The following is a 23382-nucleotide window of genomic DNA, read 5'->3' as shown; positions in this document are numbered from 1 at the left end:
GATGTATTTACAAAGTATCGACATTAAATCCTTTGGTCAGCTGCAAAACTTCAAATTAGCCTTTGTTGAGCTAACGACTGTAAAGTCAGAACCTGCTGCAAATCAAGAGCCAACAGCGGCAAATCAAGCTCTAACGACTGCAAATCAGGGACCAGCTATGCAGATGACTCAAGCTAAAACGCCGAATCAACCAGCTGAGTCAGCCACCAATCAAGAGCCGACAAAGACCTTGCTTATTTGGCCTAACGAATCGGGTAAATCGACAATTGTTGCCTGTATCCGAGCCCTTTTCTATGGCTTAGGCAATAACAGCAGCAAAAATTTGGCAAGAAGACAGCAATATCTCAACTTTAATAAGCAGCCAAGTGAAGCTAGCTTGAAATTCAGCCATGCAGGCTGCCAGTACGAACTTGGCCGCTATTTTGGCAAAACTAATCGGAGCGACAAAATTACTTTGCTCAACCTAACAAGTGGCGAACAAGTCGATATAGGCGAAACTGAGCCAGGCTATTTTTTGTTTGCGCTGACAGAGGAGCAGTTTATTAATTCCTTGCTAGTTGAACAGATGAGCTTAACTTTGCCAAGCACAAGCTCGGCGCCTGATATTGTCGAGGCTTTGACCAATTTGGGCCTAACGGGTAACAGCTCAGTAAATGTGCAAAAAGCCCAGCTAAACATTGAAGAACAGCTGAAAACATTGCGCTTTAAGCGAGGCCAAGGCGGCCTGATTTTTGCTTGTGAACAGAAAATTGCTAGCTTGAATGAGCAAATTAGATCTCTAACTGAACAATGCCAAGCCTATAACAAAGATCAGCTCCAACTTAACGCTTTGAGTGCTAATTTAGCTAAGAGTGAGCAAACGTTACAGCTTTTAACCCAAAATAAGCAAGCGCTTGAGCAAGAACAGCGAAACTTAGCTAGTTTAGAACGTGAACAGGCTGATTTGCTAGATCAACAGTACCAGGCTAAAGCTGCCAATGAAGCTGAATACAAGGCCCAAATGGCTAAGTCTTTTAATTTGGCAAGCAAAGTGTCACGCTTGGAGAATGAACTGAATTTAATTAAACAGACATTAGAAACGTTGAATGTCCAACGCAAAAAGACAAGTCAACGGCAATTAGCGAACAAAACGAAATTACAAAATTGGCAGCAACATCTAGTTGAACAAGACCAATTAATTCAGACAGAAGCAGAACGCTTGCAAGCAGGTGAAGGGGCTATTAAGGAGTGCGTAGCAGCACTTACAGAAAATAGCGAGAAATTGACTCATTTGCAGCAAACGCAGAGTGAATTACAGAGCAAAAAAGAAAAGCTGACAATTCAGATATTACAAGCTGTCAATAAACAAAATCAGGCGAAAAAATTAGCCTGGGCAGCTTTGCTGAGCTTGATTTGCACGCTTATAAGCGGTGCGATTTATCTCTCCAGTCAGCTAAGTTGTTTCGTGCCTATCAGCTTATTGGTGCTGACTTTAGGCTTGGCTGTTGGCTTTAGCTTGGTCAAACGAAAAGTGCCTGCTTTTTTGCAGAGTAAAAAAGAGCTTGAACAAATTGGCCTGAGCTTGGCAGACATTGAACGGCAACTTTTAACCTGCAAACAGGCTGAGATAGATTACACGGCGCAAAAATTAGAGCTAATTAGTCAAAACAAGCACAATTACCTAGACAATTTGCTCTTAGCAAAAGAAGCTAGCCAGCGTGATGTTGCTGATTTGCAAACTGAATTAGCACAAGCTGAACAAGAAATTAACGAGCAAAACAACGAACGGCAAGCTAAGCAGCTTTTGCAGAGCCATGTGGAAGCAGAGCTTAAACAGGCGCAATTAAAGGCGAATGAGCAGAAACAATTAGTTGAGGATAATGAGAAATTCATTAAGCAATCGCAAGTAGCTTTAGAGCAAAAAAGTACCAAATTGCAGAGCGAATTAGACAATAATGTCAGAGAAGTATGTGATAGGCATAGCTGGCCAGAGCTAAGTTATGCAGAACTTCTTAACAAACTGACAAATGTCCAAGTTGCCTTAAATGAAGAACTGGAAAAATTGCACGCTAGCTTGAATCAACAACATGCTGAGTTGAGCGCAGCGATGCTAAAAGTAAAAGAGCAGGCAAATTTAGCTAATAATTTGCAATTAGCAAAAAGTGAACTGAAAACTACCAACCAAGCTTTAGCTAGTTACAAGCAGCAAGAGGAGCAGTTGGAGCTGGCTAACAAATTGTTGACGAGTTTGTTTACGCAATTACAAAATGATTTCAGCCCTAAATTACGGGAACGTTGCAGCTATTATTTGCAGCAATTAAGCTTAGGCCACTACACAGAATTGACAGTTGACAAAAAGCTGCATTTGCAATTACGATACAAAGAAGATCAGGCTTGGCATGTGGCTGAATATTTATCAGGGGCTGCTTATGAGCAAGTATATTTAGCTTTACGTTTAGCCTTGTGCGATCTTTTAGTTGGTGAACAGAAATTACCACTTTTATTAGACGATTGTTTGGTGCAATTTGATCGTGAACATCAGATGGTAGCCTTGCAGACTTTATCTAATTTTGCGGAAGCTAAACATAGTCAGATTTTACTTTTTACATGTCACTCTTATATGACAGAAGTGTTAGCAGCTAGCGGAGTTAAAAGCTGGCAGATTATGCAGACACAAGAGAAAGGAACAGCGATATAGTGAGTTTTTGGAAGCGTGAACAGAAGAGCTTAGACCTTTTAACCGGCCCGATTATGAGTACATTGATCCGCCTCGCCTTGCCAATCATGACGACAGGTTTTATGTACATGGCATATAGCCTAACGGACGTTTTCTGGTTAGCTAAGGTCGAAAGTGGCTTAGTTGCAGCAGGTACATGTGGTATTTTGCTCTGGCTCTGTGAGGGCTTTAGTGCTCTAGCTAAAATTGGTGCCTCAGTTAATACAGCTGCCCATTTGGGCCGTAAAAATATCGCCAAAGCACGCGAAAATGTCGTCATTTCTCTAAAAAGTACCGTTTCGATTGCCTTGCTTATTTGCCTTGTCTTCTGTCTGTTCAATCGGCAGATTATCGGTTTTTTCCATTTCCAAAATCCATTGACAATTCATTTGGCTAGGACATACCTTGTCATCGTCAGCTTCGGTATCCCTTTTACTTTCCTATCAGCTTCTTCGAGTGCGGCAAGTATGGCTAACGGCAATAGCAAAATGCCGTTTTTGGTTAGCTGTGTGGGTTTGGTGCTGAATATTATTTTTGACCCGATTTTTATTTTCGTTTTCAATTGGGGAGTAGCTGGTGCTGCTTGGGCAACGATTATGGCGCAAATGGTTGGGGCACTGTTGATGTTCTATTTCCTACTTCAACAAGAGAATTTCAAGCACTTGAATTTCTTAGAAAAATTTAATTGGCATACTTGGTGTGAGAATATTCGCTTAGGTACACCAGTAGCTTTGCAAACAGTTTTAGTAAGTATGGTGGCGATGGCTATCACTAGAATTGTGAATAATTTTTCTGAATCAGCTATCGCAGCGCAGCGCTTAGGTGTGCAGATTGAGTCATTATCTTGGTTGACAGCTGACAGCTTCGGCGGTGCTGTAACAGCGATGGTTGCTCAGAATTACGCAGCTGAGCATATGAAACGCACATATAGTGTCATCAAGCGGGCATTAACGTTCATCGTCATTTTCGCTTGTTTCACTACCTGCTTGCTGTATTTCTATCCTGATTTATTGCTAAAGATATTTACCAACGACAAGGATGTAATTAAACATGGCATTAATTACCTCCAAATCATTGCTTATTCGCAGGTCTTTATGTGTACCGAAATTGTTATCTGTGCCGTCTTTAATGGCTTTGGTCGCACGACTATTCCAGCTATCGTGGGCGTTGTTTGCACAGCTGCGCGTATCCCATTAGCCTTGTATCTGTCTTCAATTTATGGAATACGCGGTATTTGGTGGGCGCTCAGCATCTGCTCAATTATCTTGTGCTTAGTCTTGTGCTGCTTCATGGTAGCGGCAATTGGTAAGCTAAAAAGCGATTACAGTTTGCAATGATAAGGTGCTTAGCGCTAGACTTATGCGGTATGACTAAAAAGTAAAGTGAGAATTTTATGAAAAAAAGTGGTAATTTGTTGTATGCACAATCTGGCGGTCCGACAGCTGTGATCAATAGTAGTGTTCAAGGCGCCTTAGAAACAGCCTGTAAATGTCCGCAAATTGAGCATATCTATGCAGCCTACCATGGCGTCGAGGGCATCTTAGCAAAGACTCTGTTTGAGCTAGGCTTGGAGAATAAACAAGAGACAGCTAAGCTAAAATCAACCCCAGGTGCAGCCTTAGGTAGCTGCCGTTACAAATTACACGCTGATACGGATGCTGATTTTGCGAAAGTGTTAGCCGTTTTTCAAAAATATAATATTCGTTATTTTCTTTACAATGGTGGCAATGACTCCATGGACACTTGTTCGAGGTTGGCCGCTTTTTTTAAGCAGGTTGATTATGAGTGCTATGTAATTGGCGTACCTAAAACCATCGACAATGACTTAGTTGAGACAGACCATTGCCCAGGTTATGCAAGTTCGGCTAGATTCATTAGTACCATGATTTCAGAAGTAGCTTGCGATGCTAACAGCTATACAAGTGAACAGATAATTGTCTTTGAAATTATGGGTAGAAATGCTGGCTGGTTGGCTGCAAGTAGCAGCTTGGCTCGTTTAACAGGCTTTGGACCAGATTTGATCTATTTGCCAGAAGTTGTGTTTGACATAGAGAAATTTATCGAAGAAGTGCAGGCTTTACGCAAGCAAAAACGCTTAATTATAATTGCGGTGGCCGAGAGCTTGCATTTAGCAGATGGCAGATTTATCACTGACTTGTCGGGCGAAGATGAAGAAGATGATGTGTTTGGCCACAAGCAGCAGGGTGGCGCTGGTCATATCTTGGCTGAGATTTTGAAGAAGCGCTTAAATACCAAGGTGCGAGGCATTGAGTTTTCACTTTTGCAGCGGGCAGCTAATCATTTGGCCTCTGAAGTTGATTTGTGTGAGGCATATCAAGTAGGCAGAGAAGCTGTATTACAGGCGGTAAATGGCGTGAGTGGCAAGATGGTGACAATCAAGCGAAAAGAAGCCGACACTTACGAAACGACATATGGTTTAGTGGATTTAGATGAGGTAGCCAATGCCGAAAAATTGGTGCCAAGAGAGTGGATCAATGCGGCTGGTAACGATGTGACGGCAGATTTTATTAATTATTGTTTACCATTAATCAGCAATATCGATCATGCCAAAGCACCATTAGAATTGAAACTAACTTCAAATGGTTTGCCTGACTTTGCTAAGTTAGAGCGAAACTTGTTATAGAAGCTTAAGTTGTAGAGAGTTTAACTTGTAGAAAATTTGTTTATAAGAAAGAGCCTAGATTGTTTGTAAGTTCAGCCTTGAGCTTGTAAGATGAATTTAGCAATACTTATATTACGATATGCGATGTATAGGGGGAGCGCTATATGCATAAAATGTGGTTCATCTGTTGCCTATTTGGCCTACAAGTTTTCAATCTGGTAGCGTGTTTTTACACGCGTCATAAGCTTGGCTGGCAATATAACTTTTATTCTGAACTAGCAGCGCTTAGAAAAAGTAAATATGTTTATGTGTGGTTCTTCCTACTGAGCGTAAATATCGGGCTTGTGCTATTGGTTGTGCTAGGACTAATTCACTTTGGCTGGCTTTTAAGCTTCATAATTATTATGCAAACGATAGATGTTTTGCTGTTTGTGCGTAAACGCATTTGGCGTCAATAGGGTCTAGGTTTAGTTTTAGAGGCTTAATTTAGCTTAGGAGCAATTTAAGCTTAGGGTAAAGTCAGATTTAAGGAGCAAAATGAGCCTTAGGGATGAATTTTAGATTCTCGGGAGAGAATAAATGCGGATTTCCGCAAAAATTCCTTGCAGATGTTAGGCTTACAATAATTGTTTCGTGATGTGCTTGCTACAAGCTTGGTAAGCGCCTTTTGCTGTATGGAGGGGATCTATGCTTCTAGCATAAACCCTGTACGTTAGACAGTAGGTAGACTGCTATTTAGAACGTAGCTTGGAACTAATTTTAAGTAACCCAAATGATACATTTTGTATACTTGCGAAATTCTACCAAACGACTAAAATTAATTAAATTAACACCCCAAATGTAAAGTTAAATTAATAGTGCTAAAGGAGATTGTGCCAAGATGTTAAGCGTTAGAGCATGGCTGCGCCAACTAAGTGCCAGTACAGCCGACCGTCGTGGTTTAATTCAACATGGTAGTATCGTTAAGGCCTTACTTTTTCTATCCTCGCCAACGATATTAATGACGATTGTGTCATCAATGATTACTTTGTCAGATGGCCTATTTTTGAACAATACCGCATCTAATGCCGTTGCAGGTGCAATTGGTTTTGCAGCATCTATCATTAACACCGTCAATTCTTTATCTTTAGGTTTGGGCATTGCTGCGAGAAGTATGATTGGCCAGTTATATGGTCAGGGCGCTATTAGCAAGGTTAAGCACGTTCAGTCACAAGTTATGGTGTATTCATTCTTGCTCGGCGTGGCTTTAGCACCGTTTTTGGTTTTGATTGCTTTTATTTTGAGTAAACATGTTAATCCAGAAGTTGCAGGGCCGCTTTTTAATTACTTGAGTTTGTATGCTTTCGTTATCCCGTTTTTGTTTATGGCCGCTATTTTTAATGCCCTTAAAGATAGTGTCGGCAGACCAGAAGCAACTTTCACCAGAATGATTTTTCTGTTTATCTTGAAATTGATCTTTAACAGCATTTTCCTTTCATATTTACGTTGGAATGAATTTGGTGCTGTTTTGAGCTCGTTCTGTTCCTATTTTATCCTCGGCATTTGGATGTTCTATGATCTGTATATTGTTGTGAGTGAGGATCAGTTGGACATTCATGACATTAAGCCAGATAAAATTGTGCTTGGCTCATTGTTCAAAATCGGCGTGCCGTCAATGCTGAACCAAGCTTTGGTTTATTTCGGCCTCTTCCTAATTTCGATGGATGTCGAGAGCTTCGGCCCTGTGACTTTGAATGCACAAGCAATTGCCTCCAACGTCAACTCTCTTTGCTTTAACTTGCCAGCTTCCATTGCGACAACTGTTACAACGATGGTAGCTATCAACATTGGTATTGAGCAGGAGAAACGGGCTAAGCAAATTTGCATCAAAGCTTGTCTGATCAGCTTGGTAACTTCAGTCATTATCTGCTTGATTTTCATTCCAAATAGTACCTTCTTCATCCGTTTCTTCAGAGATGATCCAGAAATTCTGGAAGTAGCTGGGCGGGCGTTGGATATTTATACTTGGTCGATAATCCCGTTTGGTATTTTCTGCGTGGTACAGGCGGTGTTCGTGGCTCTCGGCCGCACAAAAGTGCCACTATTTGCCGGCGTCTTACGTATCTGGTTAATTCGCTATATTTTCATTCGCATTTTCATCAAAAAGATGGGTGTCGATGCCGTGTTCTACGGCAATCTCGTGTCCAATTATTTGGCAGCGATCATTATCGTAATAATGCTCCTGTTCACGCCTTGGCATTCAATCATCAGCGACGATTTGGAAAGAATCAAGGGCGAGGGGTAAGGCGAGTGTGATATGATTTGCACAATTAAGAGAAGGGTAATGGTATATTTATGGTCTTAGAAAACGCTAATTTGAGTCGGGAGTTTAGCTATGATGGAGTTAAATTCTACACAGCTTGTATTCACAATAAATTAAGTAATATAAGTTTGCAGAATTGTGGCAATGATGAGTTTTTGCTTCAATTTATTGATGGCAGCAAATTAGCAAGTTCTAATATGCAGGCTGTAATTAAGCAAAATACAGACGCTGAAATAGTAGTTGCTTTTCATAGTACCTTAGCCGATTTGGAAGTTACATATAGTGTGGGGAAACAGCTTTTAAGAAAGCAAGCAAAAATTGTCAGAGCCGATCAAGCTATTAATTACATCGATGTTGAATGCTTAAATTTATCTGATTTGGATGAAGTGTATACAGTACCGAAACAGGCTGATATTAAAGAAATGGCCAATTTTTCAGGCTATTACGTAGAATTAGGCCAACCTGTTTATATTAAATCATTTTTTAGTGGCATGGAGTTTCCTTTAGGCGAAAATAGAGTTTGCCAACAGCGCTTCTTTTCCCGTTATTATGTCGGTCAAAAGGTTAAGCTTGATGAACCTAAAGTTATTTGGCCAACTATATTAGGTGCAGCTTGTGGGACAGATAAAGAAGTCGTGCAAACAGCTTTCTATGACTATATAGCTAGCATTGCCCAAGCAATATATTTGCGTAAACAATATAACTCATGGTACGATCATATGACAGATATTAACGAGGAAAATATCTTGCAGAGCTTTGCAGCTATTCATAAGGGATTTAATGACTACGGTGTACAGTTAGATGCTTATGTAGTCGATGATGGCTGGCCCAAATATGACAGCTTCTGGGAGTTTAATGCTAAATTCTCTAACGGATTTACCAACATAAAAGCTGAATTAGATGAAATGAATGCTGCTTTGGGTTTATGGATAGGCCCACGTGGCGGCTATGGCGGTACCGAAATTACGATGAGTAATTGGCTGGAAACACATGCTGAATTAGGCTTAGGCAGCAAAAATAAGAAGTCCAATGATGTTAATGTGGGCGATTTTCGCTATTTAATGGCGCTTAAAGAGCGAATGCTGAAGTTACAGGCTGACTATGGAATTAGTTATTGGAAAATTGACGGCTGGTTACTGAAGCCAGACACCAATGAACCAAGTGATCCACATGGCATGTGGTTAATGACACCTGTATATGAGTTTTTACTTAAGATGCTGACAGAGCTTAGACAGGCAAGCGGTAGAGCTGACTATTGGATTAATTTGACCTCATATGTGAATCCTAGCCCGTGGTTCCTGAAGTGGGTAAATAGCCTTTGGCTGCAAACATCTCAGGACGTTGGTTTTAGCACAAATGCGGGTGATGATTTGAATAGCATGCTGACATATCGTGACAGCAAATACTATGAATTCTTTGTTGAAAGAGGCTTGCAATTACCGCTTTGGGCTATTTATAACCATGAACCTATTTATGGAAAGAAGCTTATGCCGACTTTCTTAGGTCATCCATTCTTTGCGGAAACTGAAGATTTTGAACATTATTTAATGTTTATTGCAACACGTGGTCAAGCTTTGTTTGAATTCTATTATTCACATACGATGTTTGATGACTTGCGTTGGCAAGCTAATGCAAGAGCTGTTAAGTGGATAGAAGCAAATTGGCACGTGCTTAGACATAGTCAATTGTTGGGCAGAGAAGCACGTAATAAGGCTGTGTATGGCTATTACTGTAAGGAACCAAAGAGCAACGAAATTATTGTTTCTTTGCGAAATCCAACTGATAGCAAGCAAAAAATTCAATTAACTAATTTGCATTTAGCAGCTAATGATCTGATTATCGGGCAAGAAAAAGTTACACATTTGGCTGATGGTTGGGTAGAACTAGCTCCATATACGATAGCTATTTGGCAAAAATAAAAGGAGATTGACTTTGGCTTCAACTATTCGTGATGTGGCAGCTCGCGCTGGGCTTTCAGTAGGTACTGTTTCGAAATATATTAATGGCAAAACAGTCAAAAATAATACTCGTTTGGCTATTGAAGCAGCTGTTAAAGATTTAAATTTTCGCCCGAACAGTATTGCTAAGGGTTTACGTAATGCTAAATCATTTTCAGTTGCAGTTTTGTTACCGATGCTGAGTTCCATGTTTTGTACCTCCATGATTTCATCTATTGAGGCTACGTTGCTACCCCTTGGCTATAGCGTTATCGTTTGTGAATGCCATAACGATGCAGAGGTGGAATTGCGTAAAACTCAGTTTCTGATCGATCGTTTAGTGGACGGCATAATTTTAATACCCTATGGGGTAGATGGTAGGCAGATTGAGATTATTCAGAAAAACAATATACCTTTAGTGCTTTTAGACCAAGTTATCAAGGACTGGCCTACTGATTGCGTTGTTTTGGATAACGAAAAAGCTGGTTATGAATCAACCAGATATTTGATTGAACAAGGTCATAAAAATATAGCCATTATTACAGGTGATTTTAGCCACTATACAACCGTTGGACGTTTAGCTGGTTATAAACGAGCTATGCAAGAAAGTGGGATAAGCAATCAAACAGCGTACATTCAATGTGGTGATTACAGTGTCGATGGTGGCTACAATGCTATGTTGCGTTTATGGGCTTTGCCCACCCGACCATCAGCTGTGTTTATCAGTAACCATGATATGACGATCGGAGCTTATCTAGCCATTAACTATTTGAAGTTAAAAATACCTGACGATATTTCTGTAATTGGCTTTGACAATTCACCACTTGCAAATGTGGTAAATCCACCACTTTCGTTTGCTGAACAACCGACTAATCAGATGGGCATCGAAGCTGGCAAACTTTTGTATAGACGTATTTGTGGAGATTATTCAGATTATCCCCGAATTATTTATCATAAGCCAAGCATGCATTACACAGAAAGCATTCGCAAACTTTAATTTTTTACGAAATAAGAAATTCATAAAAAAATTGCAAAAATAAAAATGAAACGGTTCACTTTTGCTTGCTTTGTGCTATACTGTACAAAACAGCTGCTATATAAATGCGTTTTGTTGTCAGACTGCTGAATAAACATGTTTGTATACAGTTGGAAAAGACTATAAATATCGACATGGAGGTCTGTCATGAAAAAGTCTTTAAGAATTGTAGCAGGAAGCTTAGTATTAGCTTTAGGGTTAACTGCTTGTCAAGTTAAGAAAACTGAACCGAGCGGAAAGGCAGCAAACGAAAAAACTGTACAAGAGACAGCTAATGCTTCTTCCGAAAAAGAGGTTTTGGAATTTTATCACGGTTATCATCATGCTGAAAAAGAATGGCCAGTTGCGAAAGTCATGCGTGACTTGTATGAGAAATTTGCTGAACAACATAAAGGCGAAAATGTTGAATTCAAGCCAATTCCTGTTAGTGGCGATCTAAAAGATATAATGAAAAATAAAGTTGCCAGCGGCGAATTCCCTGATGTAATAGACTTAGCAGGTAATGCTGTATCATTGGCAGCTATTAATCAAGGCTTAGTCGTAGATTTAAAACCATTCATTGATGAGAATAAATTAGAGAAAAATGCTGGTATCAACTATGAGCAGAATTTGAAAGATGGCAAAATTTACACTGTCCATGAACAGCTGTTCACCATGGGCTTGTGGTATAACAAGGATATTTTCGCTAAAGCTAACGCCAAAACACCTGATCAGTGGGCAACTTGGGAAGATTTCACAGCAGCTATGGCAACTGTGAGAAAAGTGAATGGTATTTATGCCTTTGGTGCTGGTGAACCATCTATTCGCTTGTTTAACACGTTGTTAGGTGTTACAGAAGAGGGCAGAAAATTATTGGCTGAACCTTTGACCAAGGAAGGCATTGAGTCCAAGGCTTTTGCTGATACGTTGAAAGCTGTTATGACTGAAATGCAAGCTAACGGTTCAAAGAATGCTGGTGGTGACGCTAACGCCTATTCAAAAGATTTTGAAGAAGGCAAGTCTGCCGTATTCTTCAACGGCGTTTGGGCTGCTGGTGGCATGTCTAAAAACCCAAGCTTGCAACCTGGTATCTATCCTTGCGGTGTAGCAATTAGCTCTTCAGGCGGTGGTATCACAATTTCCAACAAGATGTCTGATGCCAAAAAGAAACTAGCACTTGAATTCTTGCGCTATATGATAAGTGATGAAGTTCAAAAAGTTATCTTTGAAAAAGTAGGTGCTAACCCATCCAACCAGAATATCAACGTTAAGGAATTGGCAGAGAAGAGTTCTGATGCTACAACTAAAATTTTAGGCCAGGCAATTGCACAGGTTAAGGAAGCAAAAATTGTTGTGCCAACTGTTAGTGATGTATGGGGCGGTGATGTGCATTCAGCTATTATCAATGCTTTAACTGAAAGTGCAGCAGAGAATGTTAATATCGAGCAAAAGGTAGCCGATACACAAAACGTATTGAAGTCAATAATTGCTTAATTGACAATCGTTTCGATGAGGCTCAACTTTTGGTTGGGCCTCACTTTTTGCAAACAGTAAAAAGGAGCTTGTTCATGTTCAAAAAAGTTCAGAATAGAAAAAATCAAAAAAGTCGATTTATATTTTTCTTTTTGTTGCCAACCTTAGTTTGCTTTTTTCTATTCTATTTTTATACTGTTGTTACGATTTTTGTGACCTCGTTTATGAAATGGGATTATAGCAATCTTAATAATCCTCAATTCTTGGGCTGGTCAAAATTGTTTGAAAATTATCGCTATATATTTTTAGAATATCCTTTTTTCAAAGAGGCGCTGCTTAATTCCTTGCGTTGGGCGCTTATAGGTGTAGTAGTGCAAGTGCCGTTAGCTTTGAGTGTAGCGATTGCGCTGTCTAGGAAATTGCCAGGTTGGAAAATCACGCGAAATTTATATATTGTGCCTAGTGTTATCTCTAGCGCAGCCATGGGCCTGATCTTTTTGCAAATTTATAATCCTAATTATGGCGTAGTAAATCAATTGATACATGTGTTTTATCCTAGCTTTAAAGGCTCGGTTTTACTGACACCAGGCATGAATATATTTTTTATGACTTGCGCTTACATCTTTTTTGCAGGTGTATCTACTATCATGATTTTGGGCCAAATATTCGCTATACCAGATGAAATACAGGAAGCAGCTTTGCTTGATAATGCCACAGGTTGGCGTAAAGATTGGTATATCACCTTGCCAATGATCAAAGATACAATTAAGACTGTGGCAATTTTAGCAGCAAGTTCTGGCTTTTTGCTCTACAACGAAGTCTTTTTCCTAACTAATGGTGCTGCAGGGACAAAAAGTATCAGCTTTATCATTCGCGAGTTAGCTGTATCAAGTTCACGAACACAATATGCTAGAGCTAATACAATTGGTGTCATTCAGATTTTAGGGGGCATGTTAATTATTATCCTGATTAATTGGCTATTTAGAGAAAGAATGAGCATAACAAACAGGGGCAACAAAAAATGAAAACTTACATGAAAAATATTAGCCGAACGAACAAGCTTGTGACTTATGTTTACATGCTTATAACAATTTTTATATCGATGTTCCCAATCACTTGGATCTTTATTTCTTCATTAAAGGCAGATCCCTTGAAAAATCCAGGCATAAGCTTACCTGCTGATTTATGCTTGGAAGGTTATATAGACGTATTTACGAAGTTGCATGTTTTTAATTACTTTTGGAACAGCTTTAAAGTCGTTTCCTTGTCAGTAATTATTAGCATTACGATGATTTCGATGTCGTCCTATGTATTGGCACGTATGAATTTCAAAGGCAAGAAGATCGTAACAGCGATGCTGTATTCAACCCTTTTCATACCAGCGACAGCCATGACGTTTCCTGTTTATCGCCTTGTAAATAAGTTGGGAATTTACAATACACCTTTAGCGCTTATTTTTGTTTATTCATGTAGCGGTATTGCTATGAGCTTTTTTATCATCAAAAACTATTTTGCGATTATCCCACGCGAACTTGAAGAAGCAGCAGAAATTGATGGTGCGTCCTATGCTCAGACGTTCTGGCGGGTAATGCTGCCTATCGCTCGGCCTGGAATTTTAACAGCAGCAGTATTGGCTTTTATCAACAATTGGAATGAATATTATTGGGCTTCTATGTTGGTTATTGATCGAAATGAATTGACAGTGCCAGCACTTTTAGGTCAGTTCACTACAAGTTTTAATACTAACTATAATGGCTTGTTTTCGGCAATCGTTGTAATTGTGTTACCACCAATTATTCTTTTTGCATTTACAAGTAAATATTTTATAGAAGCTTTGGGCGGAGGGGCAGTAAAAGGATGAAAAATACGCTAGAGATTATCAATAAGCGAACAGAATGGTTCAGAGAAGCACGCTTCGGCATGTTTATTCATTGGGGAATATACTCAATTCCTGGCAGAGGTGAATGGTTGCGTAGTCATGAAAGACTAACAATAGAGCAATATGAGCCATATTTTAAGGCCTTTGATCCTAAATTTTATAATCCACGTGAGTGGGCTAAACAGGCTAAAGCTGCTGGTATGAAATATCTTGTTTTAACAGCTAAGCATCATGATGGATTCTGCTTGTTTGATTCCGAATATACAGATTATAAGGCTACCAATACGCCAGCTAAACGTGATTTAGTTAGAGAATTTGTTGAGGCCGTAAGAGCTGAAGGCCTTAAGGTAGGTCTATATTTTAGCTTAATTGACTGGCATCACCCAGATTATCCTAAATATAATGACTTAATTCATCCAATGCGTGGTAGGGAAGAATACAAAGAAGAGAAAATTGACTTTTCTAACTATCTTACTTATATGCATAAGCAAGTAAAAGAAATAGTTACGAAATACGGGAAACTTGATATTCTTTGGTTTGATTACTCATATGAAAATATGATGGGTGAGAAGTGGCAAGCAACTAAGTTGATGGAAATGGTGCGACACTATCAGCCAGATGTGATTGTTGATAATCGCTTGGAAACATCTGGGGAAGGTTTTGGCAGCATTGTTACAGATGATATTAAGCCATATTCTGGTGACTTTGTTAGCCCAGAACAGATTGTTCCGCATACAGGTATTAGAAACGCCAAAGGCGAGCCTGTTCCTTGGGAATTATGTTTAACAATGAACAATAATTGGGCTTATAATCCAACAGATAATTTGTATAAATCACCTAAGACGCTTATCCATAAACTGGTGGATTGCGTAAGCAAAAATGGTAACATGATACTAAATGTCGGACCTGATGCCTTAGGGTGCATTAATAATAGTAGCTTAAAAATACTTGATGCGTTCCATACATGGATGGCTAAAAATAGTGAATCTATCTATGGCTGTGGAGCAACCGATTTACCTAAGCCAGATTGGGGTTACTATACTAAAAAGGGTAATATTATTTATGCACATATATTTGAACAGCCAATTGGCCCAATTGCTCTGCTTGGCCTAAAAGAGTCAGAAATTCAGCGTATGTCGTTTTTACATGATGGCAGTGAGGTGCAAATATCTAAAAGCTGGACGACTAACGCATATAAAGGCGTTTGCTTCGCTCAATTTGGTGCAATTCCGCATTTCACCTATCCTTTACCAGATGAGATTGACAGTGTTATCAAGATCGAATTGAACACAGATAAGTAGTATTGTTGGAGGCATTATGGCGATACATATCGATGAAAAGGAAAAAGTATTTCATTTGGAGATGGCACACAGTAGCTATATTTTTCGAGTGTTAAATAATGCCGAATTACAGCACCTGTATTATGGCCGAAAAATTCAAGCTAAAGTAAATTTAGCTAATTTAGCAAACTATACGCCAAGAAATTTTGAGCTTTTCACAGCTGCAGCGCCAGATAATGGATTAGATGAATTTAACCAATATCAACCAGCGTTGATTGCCAATGAATATGCTTCATATGGGCGAGGCGATTTTCGCCACCCTGCTTATCAAGTGAAATTACCAAATGGCAGTAGAATTACGCAACTTAAATATCAGGGATATGAATACAAGCGAGGCAAAACACGTATAGATAATCTGCCTTCAACTTTTGATGATGAGGGAGATAAGGCTGAACAATTGACGATTATACTCAAGGAACAACAACTGAATTTAATCGTTAAATTGAACTATACAATTTTCCCAGACCAAGATGTATTGGTAAGAAATGTGCAATTTAGCAATTGTAGCAATGAGAAAATTGAGCTATTGCAGGCTATGAGCCTGCAATTGGATTTACCAGACAGCAACTTTGATTTAATTCAATTTGCAGGTGCGTGGCTGCGTGAACGCTATCCTTATCGGCAACACTTACATATGGGAATTCAAATGGTGGATAGCCTTAGATATGCTTCAAGTCCTCAGCAAAATCCGTTTTTCATGTTAGCACGGCCTGCCACAATAGAAAGTCATGGCGATGTATATGCTTTTAATCTTATTTATTCTGGCAACTTTCAAAATATGATTGAAGTTGATCACTATGCTACAACCAGAGTGACTGTGGGCATAAATCCTTTTGAATCGGCCTTTGTTTTGGCACCTAATGAGAGCTTTGTAACACCAGAAGCTTTGCTTTCTTTCTCTAGCCAAGGCTTGAATGCCATGAGTCAGCAATTAGCAGCTTTCTATCAAAAGCACTTAGTAAATCCTAACTTTAGCTATAAACAAAGACCGATTGTGTTGAATAGTTGGGAAGCGATGACTTATGAATTATCAACAGAGAAAATTTTAACTTTGGCTAAAGAAGCCAAAGAGGTGGGTATCGAGTTGTTCGTTTTGGATGATGGCTGGTTTGGCCATAGAAATGATGATACAAGCGCTTTGGGCGATTGGTTTACCAATGAGGAACGAATACCTGAGGGAATAAGTTATTTAGCTAAAGAAATGCATAAGCTGGGCCTGCAATTTGGATTGTGGTTTGAACCAGAAATGATTTCATTGGACAGCGAATTATATCGTAAACACTCAGAATGGTTGATAAAGACGCCTAAGATGGAACCAGCAGTTGGCAGAAATCAATATGTTTTAGATTTTACAAGGGCTGAAGTTGTTGAGTATTTATTTAATGTTATGTGTAAGGTGATTGATGAAACACAGCTTGATTATATTAAGTGGGACATGAATCGTCATATAGCCGATGCTTATAGTAGTGACTTAGAGCCTGAAAGACAGCTTGAATTTGGCCATCGCTATATTTTGGGTGTATACAAACTGTTTGAGAAGTTGACAAGCAAATATAAGCAAGTTTTGTTTGAATCATGCTCTTCAGGTGGTGGCCGCTTTGATTTGGGCATGATGTACTATGCGCCACAAGCTTGGACAAGTGATGATACAGATCCGATTGAGCGCTTGAAAATTCAACAAGGTACATCATATGGTTATAGCTTATCGATGATGGGGACACATGTTTCAGCCTCGCCTAATCAACAGAGTGGTCGTAGAACAAGCTTACAAACAAGAGCCAATGTGGCGTATTTTGGCGACTTTGGTTATGAATTAGACCTACTTAAGTTATCTGAGACAGAAATTGCAGAGATACGTCAGCAAATTGATTTTTATAAAAAATATCGGGCAATTTTCCAACAAGGAGCTTTCTATCGTTTGAATGAAAAGACTGACGGCAACGAATTTGTTTGGCAAGTTTTAGCGCCTGACAAAACATTGGCGATTGTTTTGTATGCGCAAGTTTTAGCAAACGTAAATCCTTCGAATAAGCGGATTTATTTGCAGGGATTAGATGCGAAAAAACAATATCAAGTGACGGGATATGATGGCAAATTTTATGGTGATGAGTTAATGTACGCTGGATTAGCAATTAAATTGTCTGATGAAATGGCCAATCCCATTGTTAGTACAAAAGATTTCCTGACACAGCTGTTAGTTGTGCAGGAAATATGAAATGCATAAGTAAAAGAGGGGGCAATCAATGATTAGAAGAGGTGTGGTAGCAGCTGTTGTAGCTGTTGCGTTAGCTATTAATAGCTTTAGCTTTGTTTCTGCAGATTATGCACAGAAAGAAAGTCTAACAGAACAACGAGAAGTAATAATCGGGCAAAAAGAAAACTATGAAACAGTTTATCTGTCTGATCTTGATTGGGTAAAAGCTACACATGGAGATGCAGATAAAAACAAAAGTGTTCAAAAGGATAAGCCGTTTACACCAGGAAATAACGGTAAAAGTACGTTAATCTCATTGCTTATGCCCGATGGGAAAGTACATGATTTTTCAAAGGGTATAGGCACAGTTGCAGATTACCTGAGTACGATTAGTTATGGTATAGCTAACAAGGGCTTCAGCAAATTCAGTTCATATGTTGGAATTGATCAAAGTGCTAATAGTAAACGTAGCGATCACGCCTTTGTTGAAAAAGTAGAGATTGAAATAGATGGAAATATTGTTTATTCCAGTCTGGAAAAACATGCGCAAGGATTAAGAATAGATACACAAGCTGATTTTATCACTGTAAATGTGCCAGAAAATGCTAAAACACTTACTTTAAAGTCTTATGCAGGCGAGCATACATGGGGTGATGAGGTGGTGTTCGCTGATGCTAAGCTGGAAAGGAAAACGTATAATCTAGAAGAAATTACACCCGAACTGTTAAATAAATGATATGTACCCAGAATACTGGACACATATTTATGAACTAGGCTGGACACATGGATGCTATCCTGTATTGTACAGGAGGCATCCATTTTGTTTTTGCCTGAATTCTTTTATTATTATAGTAATCTATATATTCTTCAACTGCTTTTGAGAATTCTTCGAAGGAGGAATAATCTTTCTCATAGCCGTAATACATCTCATTCTTTAGTCTTCCGAAGAAGGTTTCCATTATACAGTTGTCATAACAATTACCTTTTCGCGACATAGACTGTACAATACCGTGTTTCTGTAAGGTATTTCTAAAATAGGCATGCATATACTGCCAACCTTGGTCTGAATGAAATATAAGCCCTTCAACAGATGGGAATTTTTCAAAAGCTCTATCCAGCATTCTTGATACCTGCTCAAGATTCGGGCTTGTTGATAAATTATATGAAATGATTTCATTCGTATTCATATCCAGTACTGGAGAGATATAGCATTTCCCCCATGAAAAATTAAACTGAGAGACATCTGTTGTCCATTTCTGCAATGGTGCTGTTGTACTGAAATCCCTATTTATTACATTATCAGCAATCTTACCTACTTCGCCCTTATAAGAATGATATTTTTCCTTTGGACGCTTACCAGCTAATCCTGCTTTATGCATAAGGCGTTGAACTCGCTTATGATTTATATGATATCCACGATTTAGTAATTCATGATAAATTCTACGAACACCATATCTATGCTTGTTTTTTTCAAATATTTCTCTAATAACAATCAGTAATTCTTCATTGCGATCAGCAACTACATCTGATTTGTTAATCTCAAAATAATAAGTTGATTTAGACATGCCAATAGCTTTTAAGAGATATTTTAATTGGTATCCTTTTTCACGGAGTTCTTTGATGATTGCTGCTTTTTCGCCTTGAGTTCCGCAGCCCATTTTTCGTGTCTCAAGGCGATTAATTTTTTTATTGCTTCATTCTCCGTTTTTAAGTATTCAGTTTCTGCTCTAAGACGAATTAATTCTTCACGTTCTGATGGGGTTAAATCAGTGGGTTTGGATTTCTTGCTCACGTTTGCTTCCTTCTTACTTTTTCTGCCTTTTTTGAGATTTAATCCTTCATACCCTTTAACTTTATATGTCTGAACCCATTTAGACAATAATCCACTATCAATTCCTGCACTAATAGCAACAGATTTTTGTGATTCACCAGCAAGTACACGAGCTACTAACTGATATCTACATTCAGCCGAACGTTCTTTACATGTAGTTGGATGCCGAAGAGAATCAAGACCATATATATCTGCAATTCTTGACCATTGTACAATTCTTTTTCTAAAATTCTTTTGACTTATACCTTCTGGTGTCTCAATCCACTGACCAGAGCGATATAGTTCTACAGCATTAAGTTTAAAAGCATAATCGTATTTCATACAAAACCCCTTTCACTGGTTGTGTCCAGTAAAAGGGGTACATATCAAAAGGAATGCCAGGGGCGGTTTATTTGTCTGATCTTGATTGGCTAGAAGCTACACATGGAGATGCAGATAAAAACAAAAGTGTTCAAAAAGATAAGCCGTTTACACCAGGCAATAATAATAAAGCTGATGCAATTCGTCTTACACTAAATAATAAAGAAGTTACATTTGTTAAGGGCCTAGGAACAGTTGCGGATAATCCTTCTACTATAAAATATGATATTTCGAATGCTGGTGTGACACGCTTTTTGACATATGTAGGCATTGATCATAATGCCAATGCATTTGATCCTGATTATGCCAATGTCAGTAAAGTCGAGGTTGTAGTAGACGGCAATATTTTATATAGTTCACTAGCTCGGTATCCGAATGGTATAGCTTATGACACGGAAGCAATTTTGCTTGACCTTAAAATCCCTAAAAATGCTAAAACACTTGAATTAAAATCTTATGCAGGTGAGCATACTTGGGGCGATGAAATAGTTTTTGCTGGTGCTCTATTTATAGCTAACGGTCGATTTGACCAAAAAAATGAAGTAATAGGCACAGCTGAAAAAAGACGCAAAATTTCTAATACTCATCCACTTCTGATGATGCCTTTGTATGCTAATGGGGAAGATTATTTACAGGGTAAATACACGTTTTGGGGTGGCGATACATTAAGTGCTAAATGGACTAATATTGACGATGATTTGAAACCGTATACGGTTATTCAGCTTCATCCAGATGATCTACCAAAAAGAGATGGCGCTGCACGTGATTTCTATGAATATATGTTACGTGAAGCTGTAAATTATATTAATCCTAAGACTGGAAAAAGTGAACCAATACCAATCATATTAACTGCATATACAGCAGGTAATATGCCGTATTACACATCAGCACATTGGTTAACCATTGATTGGATTGACGCCATGTATCGAAAGTATCCTAATTTGCAGGGCATTTTCAGTACGGAAAATTATTGGATTTGGGCTGATGACATAGAGAGAAAAGCGGCAGAATACTTAAAGGTATCTGCTAAAAATGGTGGATATTTTATTTGGGCTGAACAAAATAATGGAGCAGCAATAGAAAAGGCGTTCGGTAAAAATGGCAAGCCTGAATTCAGAAAGGCTGTAGAACAGTATAACGACAATTTTATTTTTATGTTTAAGAATACGCCAGCTGCTGAAGGTAATGATGCACCAACGACAAGTTACATGAAAGGTATCTGGTTAGCCAACTATTCACATCAATGGGGTGGCTTGATGGATACTTGGAAATGGTATGAAACTGGTAAGTGGCGTCTTTTTTCACCGGGAAATATTGGTAAAAGCCAAGGCAATAGGCAGTGGCTAACAGAACCAGAAGCAATGCTAGGGGAGGAGGCTTTAAGCATTTACCTTAATGGTGGTGCTGTTTATAACTTCGAGCACCCGTCATATACTTACGGTGTTAAAAATGAGGAAAGCCTATTGTTCAAGGAAGTTATCAAAAATTTCTTCCGTTATGCCATAGCTCATCCAGGACCAAGTAAAGAAGATATTATTAACAGTACCAAGGTGTTATTACATGGTGATTTTTCCAATGCAGGAAATGGTAATTTCTTTGTTGGCTTGAATACAGAAAAAGCACAAACACCTCTTTATACTACGGGTAGATATGCTGTTATTCCTGCTGTGCCGTCTAGCTTGAGCGTAGATGCCTTGAAGAAAGATACTGATACGAAAAATATCCTTGTTAAGAACCTAAAATCAGCTGAGTTTAATCAGCTTGAAAAGAAACAAGAATTTTTTAATTCATATTATGCTGAAGCTTATAAAGGCGATATTTTTGCTCAGCAAGTTGGACATTCGTGGTTTTTATACAATTACCATGTGAATGATAATGTTAAACAAAGTGGCCAGCTATCTATTTTAGGCCATGACTTAAATTTGACGATTGAACCGCACACTTGGCTTGCAATTAGTGGCTCTGACAATGAATTGACGTTAAGCTTAAATAACTTTCGAACAAACAAGGATGATTTGTGGAAAGGTGCCGACACAGCTGACCAAGCTAAGGTACTGCCACAATTAAGTAAAAAAGATGCAATACGCTGGATCGAGGATAATTATATCCAAGGCCCTAAATTAGGTGATAAGCGTAATACAATCATTGAAATCAGCCAAGTGGAAAAGCTTCCGAGAGTAACAGTTGTTGATGCGACTACAGATAGTTACGATATACCACAAGTTGAGTTTGCTGCGGAAGAAAAGCTTGCAACAATTTCACTTGTAAATAATGGACATCTTAAAATTAAGATTGAGTTTTAAGTTATACTGTCTAAGCGCAATCTATTTAGCGTAATTATTTACTATACCTGAGAGGCATTATCATATTGCCTATTTTGGGAAACTGATTGCTTTAATTGCAGCTGTCTGCTTTTTAGTAGGCAGCTTTTTTTGTGCGCTTTTGGAATTATTAAGTTAGGATAGGCGACTAAATTGTCTGTATGTTTGAGCTTGCGGCTTGAATTTGATAGCGGTTTTGGCCAAATTCGGATGTTTTGCGTCTTGTTAGCAAGCTTCTACTCCCACAAAATGTGAAAGAACAGCGTCAAATGTGAGGCAATTGTGAAGAAAAACGGGGGGGTGAGAAGTTTGTGAGGTTTTCTTGAAAAGAGGGAGGGAAAAAGCTTGCTTTGCTAAAGTGAAGTCATCCAAGAGCTAGTCCATCATCTAGCTAGAAATTTTAGGAGGAAAACACAATGAAAAAGATTGTTACATTGGCATTAGCTGCTGTTATGACTTTGGGTTTGACAGTATTGCCACAAGCTAAAGGAAATAATCCAGATTGGAATGATGTCCTTAAGAAAAATGAGGAAAAAGAAAAGACTGTTGATGAGTTAGCTTCTGATTACTACATCGCTAAAGGAAAATTAGCTGAAGCAAAGAAAGCTTTGGATGAAGCTAACAAAAAATATAATGAAGATAAAAACGACACAAATAAAACAGCTAGGGATAATGCATATAAAGCTTGGCTTGAAGCTGGTCACACTTATGAAGTTGCACAAGCAGCATATGAGGCTAAGCTAACAGGTAAGAAAGACGAAAAGAAAGACACAACTGTTGTTGATGAATACAAGCCAGGTTATGGTTATGTATATATGAAAGTAGCTGATGGTAAGGATGTTAGCGGTTTCGTAAAGGCTGGTGCTTACACAGTTAATTCTTTGATTAAGCACTTCGGCTTGGAGCATGTAGTACTTGCTGACGATCAAGCTCCATTAGTAGAAGTTAAGGAACTCAAGGTTACAACAATTAAGGTAGCTGTAGTTCAACAATATCCTATTAAGGTTCGTGCTATCAGCGAAGATGGTACAGAACTCGGCGAATATGAAGTTAATGCTGGTTTGTATGCAACACGTGGTTGGGTAACAGCTGAGAAGGTTGCTGCAAAGGCTTTGACATTCAAGAATGGTGTAGCTTTGGTAGACGATGTTGATGGTTACTGGGTATTAGCTGATGTAGAAGCTAACAAGACACCTCAATACTTCCATAAGACAACAGAAGGTGGTAACCGTGTTATCACAGCTGTTTATACAGTAGCTAAGCACAAGGTATGGCAAGGTAAAGACGGCAAGACAACAACAAAACCAGGTCAAGTTGGTAAGACAGGTGAAGTTGCAACAGTAGCAACAGGTATCGGTGCTTTGATGACATTGGCTGGTGTTGTGTTAGCAACAAAGCGTCATTAATCTGAT

General features: G+C 38.8%; 17 protein-coding genes. 15 read left to right on the top strand and 2 right to left on the bottom strand.

From position 1 onward, the window contains the following. Position 1 precedes the first annotated feature (1 nt). The 13 genes from PYS62_RS00330 (at position 2) to PYS62_RS00270 (ending at position 18194) form a co-directional block, all read left to right on the top strand. Complete coding sequence (locus tag PYS62_RS00330) at positions 2–2677, top strand: AAA family ATPase (protein ID WP_066713901.1); 2676 nt, start codon at positions 2–4, stop codon at positions 2675–2677. Then, positions 2677–4032, top strand: a complete 1356-nt coding sequence (locus PYS62_RS00325; protein ID WP_066713904.1) for an MATE family efflux transporter — start codon at positions 2677–2679, stop codon at positions 4030–4032. The genes PYS62_RS00330 and PYS62_RS00325 overlap by 1 nt, the downstream gene beginning before the upstream one ends. Before the next feature lie 56 nt (positions 4033–4088). Then, complete coding sequence (locus PYS62_RS00320; protein WP_315574103.1) at positions 4089–5339, top strand: 6-phosphofructokinase; 1251 nt, start codon at positions 4089–4091, stop codon at positions 5337–5339. Between the two features lie 143 nt (positions 5340–5482). Then, positions 5483–5776, top strand: a complete 294-nt coding sequence (locus PYS62_RS00315; protein ID WP_066713910.1) for a hypothetical protein — start codon at positions 5483–5485, stop codon at positions 5774–5776. Between the two features lie 422 nt (positions 5777–6198). Continuing rightward, on the top strand, positions 6199–7602 hold the full coding sequence (locus PYS62_RS00310) for an MATE family efflux transporter (protein ID WP_066713913.1): 1404 nt from the start codon (positions 6199–6201) through the stop codon (positions 7600–7602). Positions 7603–7652: 50 nt separating this feature from the next. Further along, positions 7653–9539 carry an alpha-galactosidase gene (locus PYS62_RS00305; RefSeq protein ID WP_066713916.1) on the top strand — a complete coding sequence of 629 codons (1887 nt, stop codon included), beginning with the start codon at positions 7653–7655 and terminating at the stop codon, positions 9537–9539. Between the two features lie 13 nt (positions 9540–9552). Beyond that, positions 9553–10554, top strand: coding sequence for a LacI family DNA-binding transcriptional regulator (locus tag PYS62_RS00300; protein WP_066713919.1), 1002 nt, complete (start codon positions 9553–9555; stop codon positions 10552–10554). A 186-nt stretch (positions 10555–10740) separates the two neighbouring features. Then, a complete protein-coding gene (locus PYS62_RS00295; protein ID WP_066713922.1) occupies positions 10741–12066 on the top strand; it encodes an ABC transporter substrate-binding protein in 1326 nt (441 codons plus the stop codon). Between the two features lie 203 nt (positions 12067–12269). After that, positions 12270–13070, top strand: a complete 801-nt coding sequence (locus tag PYS62_RS00290) for a carbohydrate ABC transporter permease (protein WP_315573289.1) — start codon at positions 12270–12272, stop codon at positions 13068–13070. Then, positions 13067–13906 carry a carbohydrate ABC transporter permease gene (locus PYS62_RS00285; RefSeq protein WP_066713926.1) on the top strand — a complete coding sequence of 280 codons (840 nt, stop codon included), beginning with the start codon at positions 13067–13069 and terminating at the stop codon, positions 13904–13906. The genes PYS62_RS00290 and PYS62_RS00285 overlap by 4 nt, the downstream gene beginning before the upstream one ends. Then, a complete protein-coding gene (locus PYS62_RS00280; RefSeq protein ID WP_066713928.1) occupies positions 13903–15225 on the top strand; it encodes an alpha-L-fucosidase in 1323 nt (440 codons plus the stop codon). Before PYS62_RS00285 ends, PYS62_RS00280 begins: the two co-directional genes overlap by 4 nt. 16 nt (positions 15226–15241) lie before the next feature. Then, on the top strand, positions 15242–17479 hold the full coding sequence (locus PYS62_RS00275; RefSeq protein WP_066713930.1) for an alpha-galactosidase: 2238 nt from the start codon (positions 15242–15244) through the stop codon (positions 17477–17479). A gap of 28 nt (positions 17480–17507) precedes the next feature. Beyond that, entirely contained in the window at positions 17508–18194 is a 687-nt protein-coding gene (locus PYS62_RS00270; RefSeq protein ID WP_066713933.1) for an NPCBM/NEW2 domain-containing protein, read from the top strand. A gap of 34 nt (positions 18195–18228) precedes the next feature. Here PYS62_RS00270 and PYS62_RS00265 read toward each other — a convergent pair whose 3' ends face one another. Together PYS62_RS00265 and PYS62_RS00260 are read right to left on the bottom strand one after the other, a co-directional pair. Next, positions 18229–19116: an IS3 family transposase gene (locus PYS62_RS00265; protein WP_082714282.1), complete on the bottom strand. Its 888-nt coding sequence runs from the start codon at positions 19114–19116 to the stop codon at positions 18229–18231. Beyond that, positions 19047–19610 carry a helix-turn-helix domain-containing protein gene (locus tag PYS62_RS00260; RefSeq protein ID WP_066713357.1) on the bottom strand — a complete coding sequence of 188 codons (564 nt, stop codon included), beginning with the start codon at positions 19608–19610 and terminating at the stop codon, positions 19047–19049. The genes PYS62_RS00265 and PYS62_RS00260 overlap by 70 nt, the downstream gene beginning before the upstream one ends. A 71-nt stretch (positions 19611–19681) precedes the next feature. Between PYS62_RS00260 and PYS62_RS00255 the strand changes: the two genes are divergently transcribed. Further along, entirely contained in the window at positions 19682–21952 is a 2271-nt protein-coding gene (locus PYS62_RS00255; RefSeq protein ID WP_315574102.1) for a glycoside hydrolase family 98 domain-containing protein, read from the top strand. Positions 21953–22386: 434 nt separating this feature from the next. After that, positions 22387–23376, top strand: coding sequence for a hypothetical protein (locus PYS62_RS00250; RefSeq protein ID WP_315574101.1), 990 nt, complete (start codon positions 22387–22389; stop codon positions 23374–23376). Positions 23377–23382: the final 6 nt, after the last annotated feature.

This window comes from Amygdalobacter nucleatus, assembly GCF_029167365.1.
Lineage (GTDB): Bacteria > Bacillota > Clostridia > Saccharofermentanales > Fastidiosipilaceae > Amygdalobacter > Amygdalobacter nucleatus.
The sequence above is the reverse complement of the archived record's forward strand: the minus strand, read 5'-3'. Positions and strand labels throughout refer to the sequence as shown.

Excerpts from the sequence above, each read along its gene's own strand:
- PYS62_RS00330 (WP_066713901.1), top strand. The coding sequence starts at position 2 with ATGTATTTACAAAGTATCGACATTAAATCCTTTGGTCAGCTGCAAAAC.
- PYS62_RS00320 (WP_315574103.1), top strand. The coding sequence starts at position 4,089 with ATGAAAAAAAGTGGTAATTTGTTGTATGCACAATCTGGCGGTCCGACA.
- PYS62_RS00315 (WP_066713910.1), top strand. The coding sequence starts at position 5,483 with ATGCATAAAATGTGGTTCATCTGTTGCCTATTTGGCCTACAAGTTTTC.
- PYS62_RS00310 (WP_066713913.1), top strand. The coding sequence starts at position 6,199 with ATGTTAAGCGTTAGAGCATGGCTGCGCCAACTAAGTGCCAGTACAGCC.
- PYS62_RS00305 (WP_066713916.1), top strand. The coding sequence starts at position 7,653 with ATGGTCTTAGAAAACGCTAATTTGAGTCGGGAGTTTAGCTATGATGGA.
- PYS62_RS00295 (WP_066713922.1), top strand. The coding sequence starts at position 10,741 with ATGAAAAAGTCTTTAAGAATTGTAGCAGGAAGCTTAGTATTAGCTTTA.
- PYS62_RS00290 (WP_315573289.1), top strand. The coding sequence starts at position 12,270 with ATGAAATGGGATTATAGCAATCTTAATAATCCTCAATTCTTGGGCTGG.
- PYS62_RS00285 (WP_066713926.1), top strand. The coding sequence starts at position 13,067 with ATGAAAACTTACATGAAAAATATTAGCCGAACGAACAAGCTTGTGACT.
- PYS62_RS00280 (WP_066713928.1), top strand. The coding sequence starts at position 13,903 with ATGAAAAATACGCTAGAGATTATCAATAAGCGAACAGAATGGTTCAGA.
- PYS62_RS00275 (WP_066713930.1), top strand. The coding sequence starts at position 15,242 with ATGGCGATACATATCGATGAAAAGGAAAAAGTATTTCATTTGGAGATG.
- PYS62_RS00270 (WP_066713933.1), top strand. The coding sequence starts at position 17,508 with ATGATTAGAAGAGGTGTGGTAGCAGCTGTTGTAGCTGTTGCGTTAGCT.
- PYS62_RS00265 (WP_082714282.1), bottom strand. The coding sequence starts at position 19,116 with ATGGGCTGCGGAACTCAAGGCGAAAAAGCAGCAATCATCAAAGAACTC.
- PYS62_RS00260 (WP_066713357.1), bottom strand. The coding sequence starts at position 19,610 with ATGAAATACGATTATGCTTTTAAACTTAATGCTGTAGAACTATATCGC.
- PYS62_RS00250 (WP_315574101.1), top strand. The coding sequence starts at position 22,387 with ATGAAAAAGATTGTTACATTGGCATTAGCTGCTGTTATGACTTTGGGT.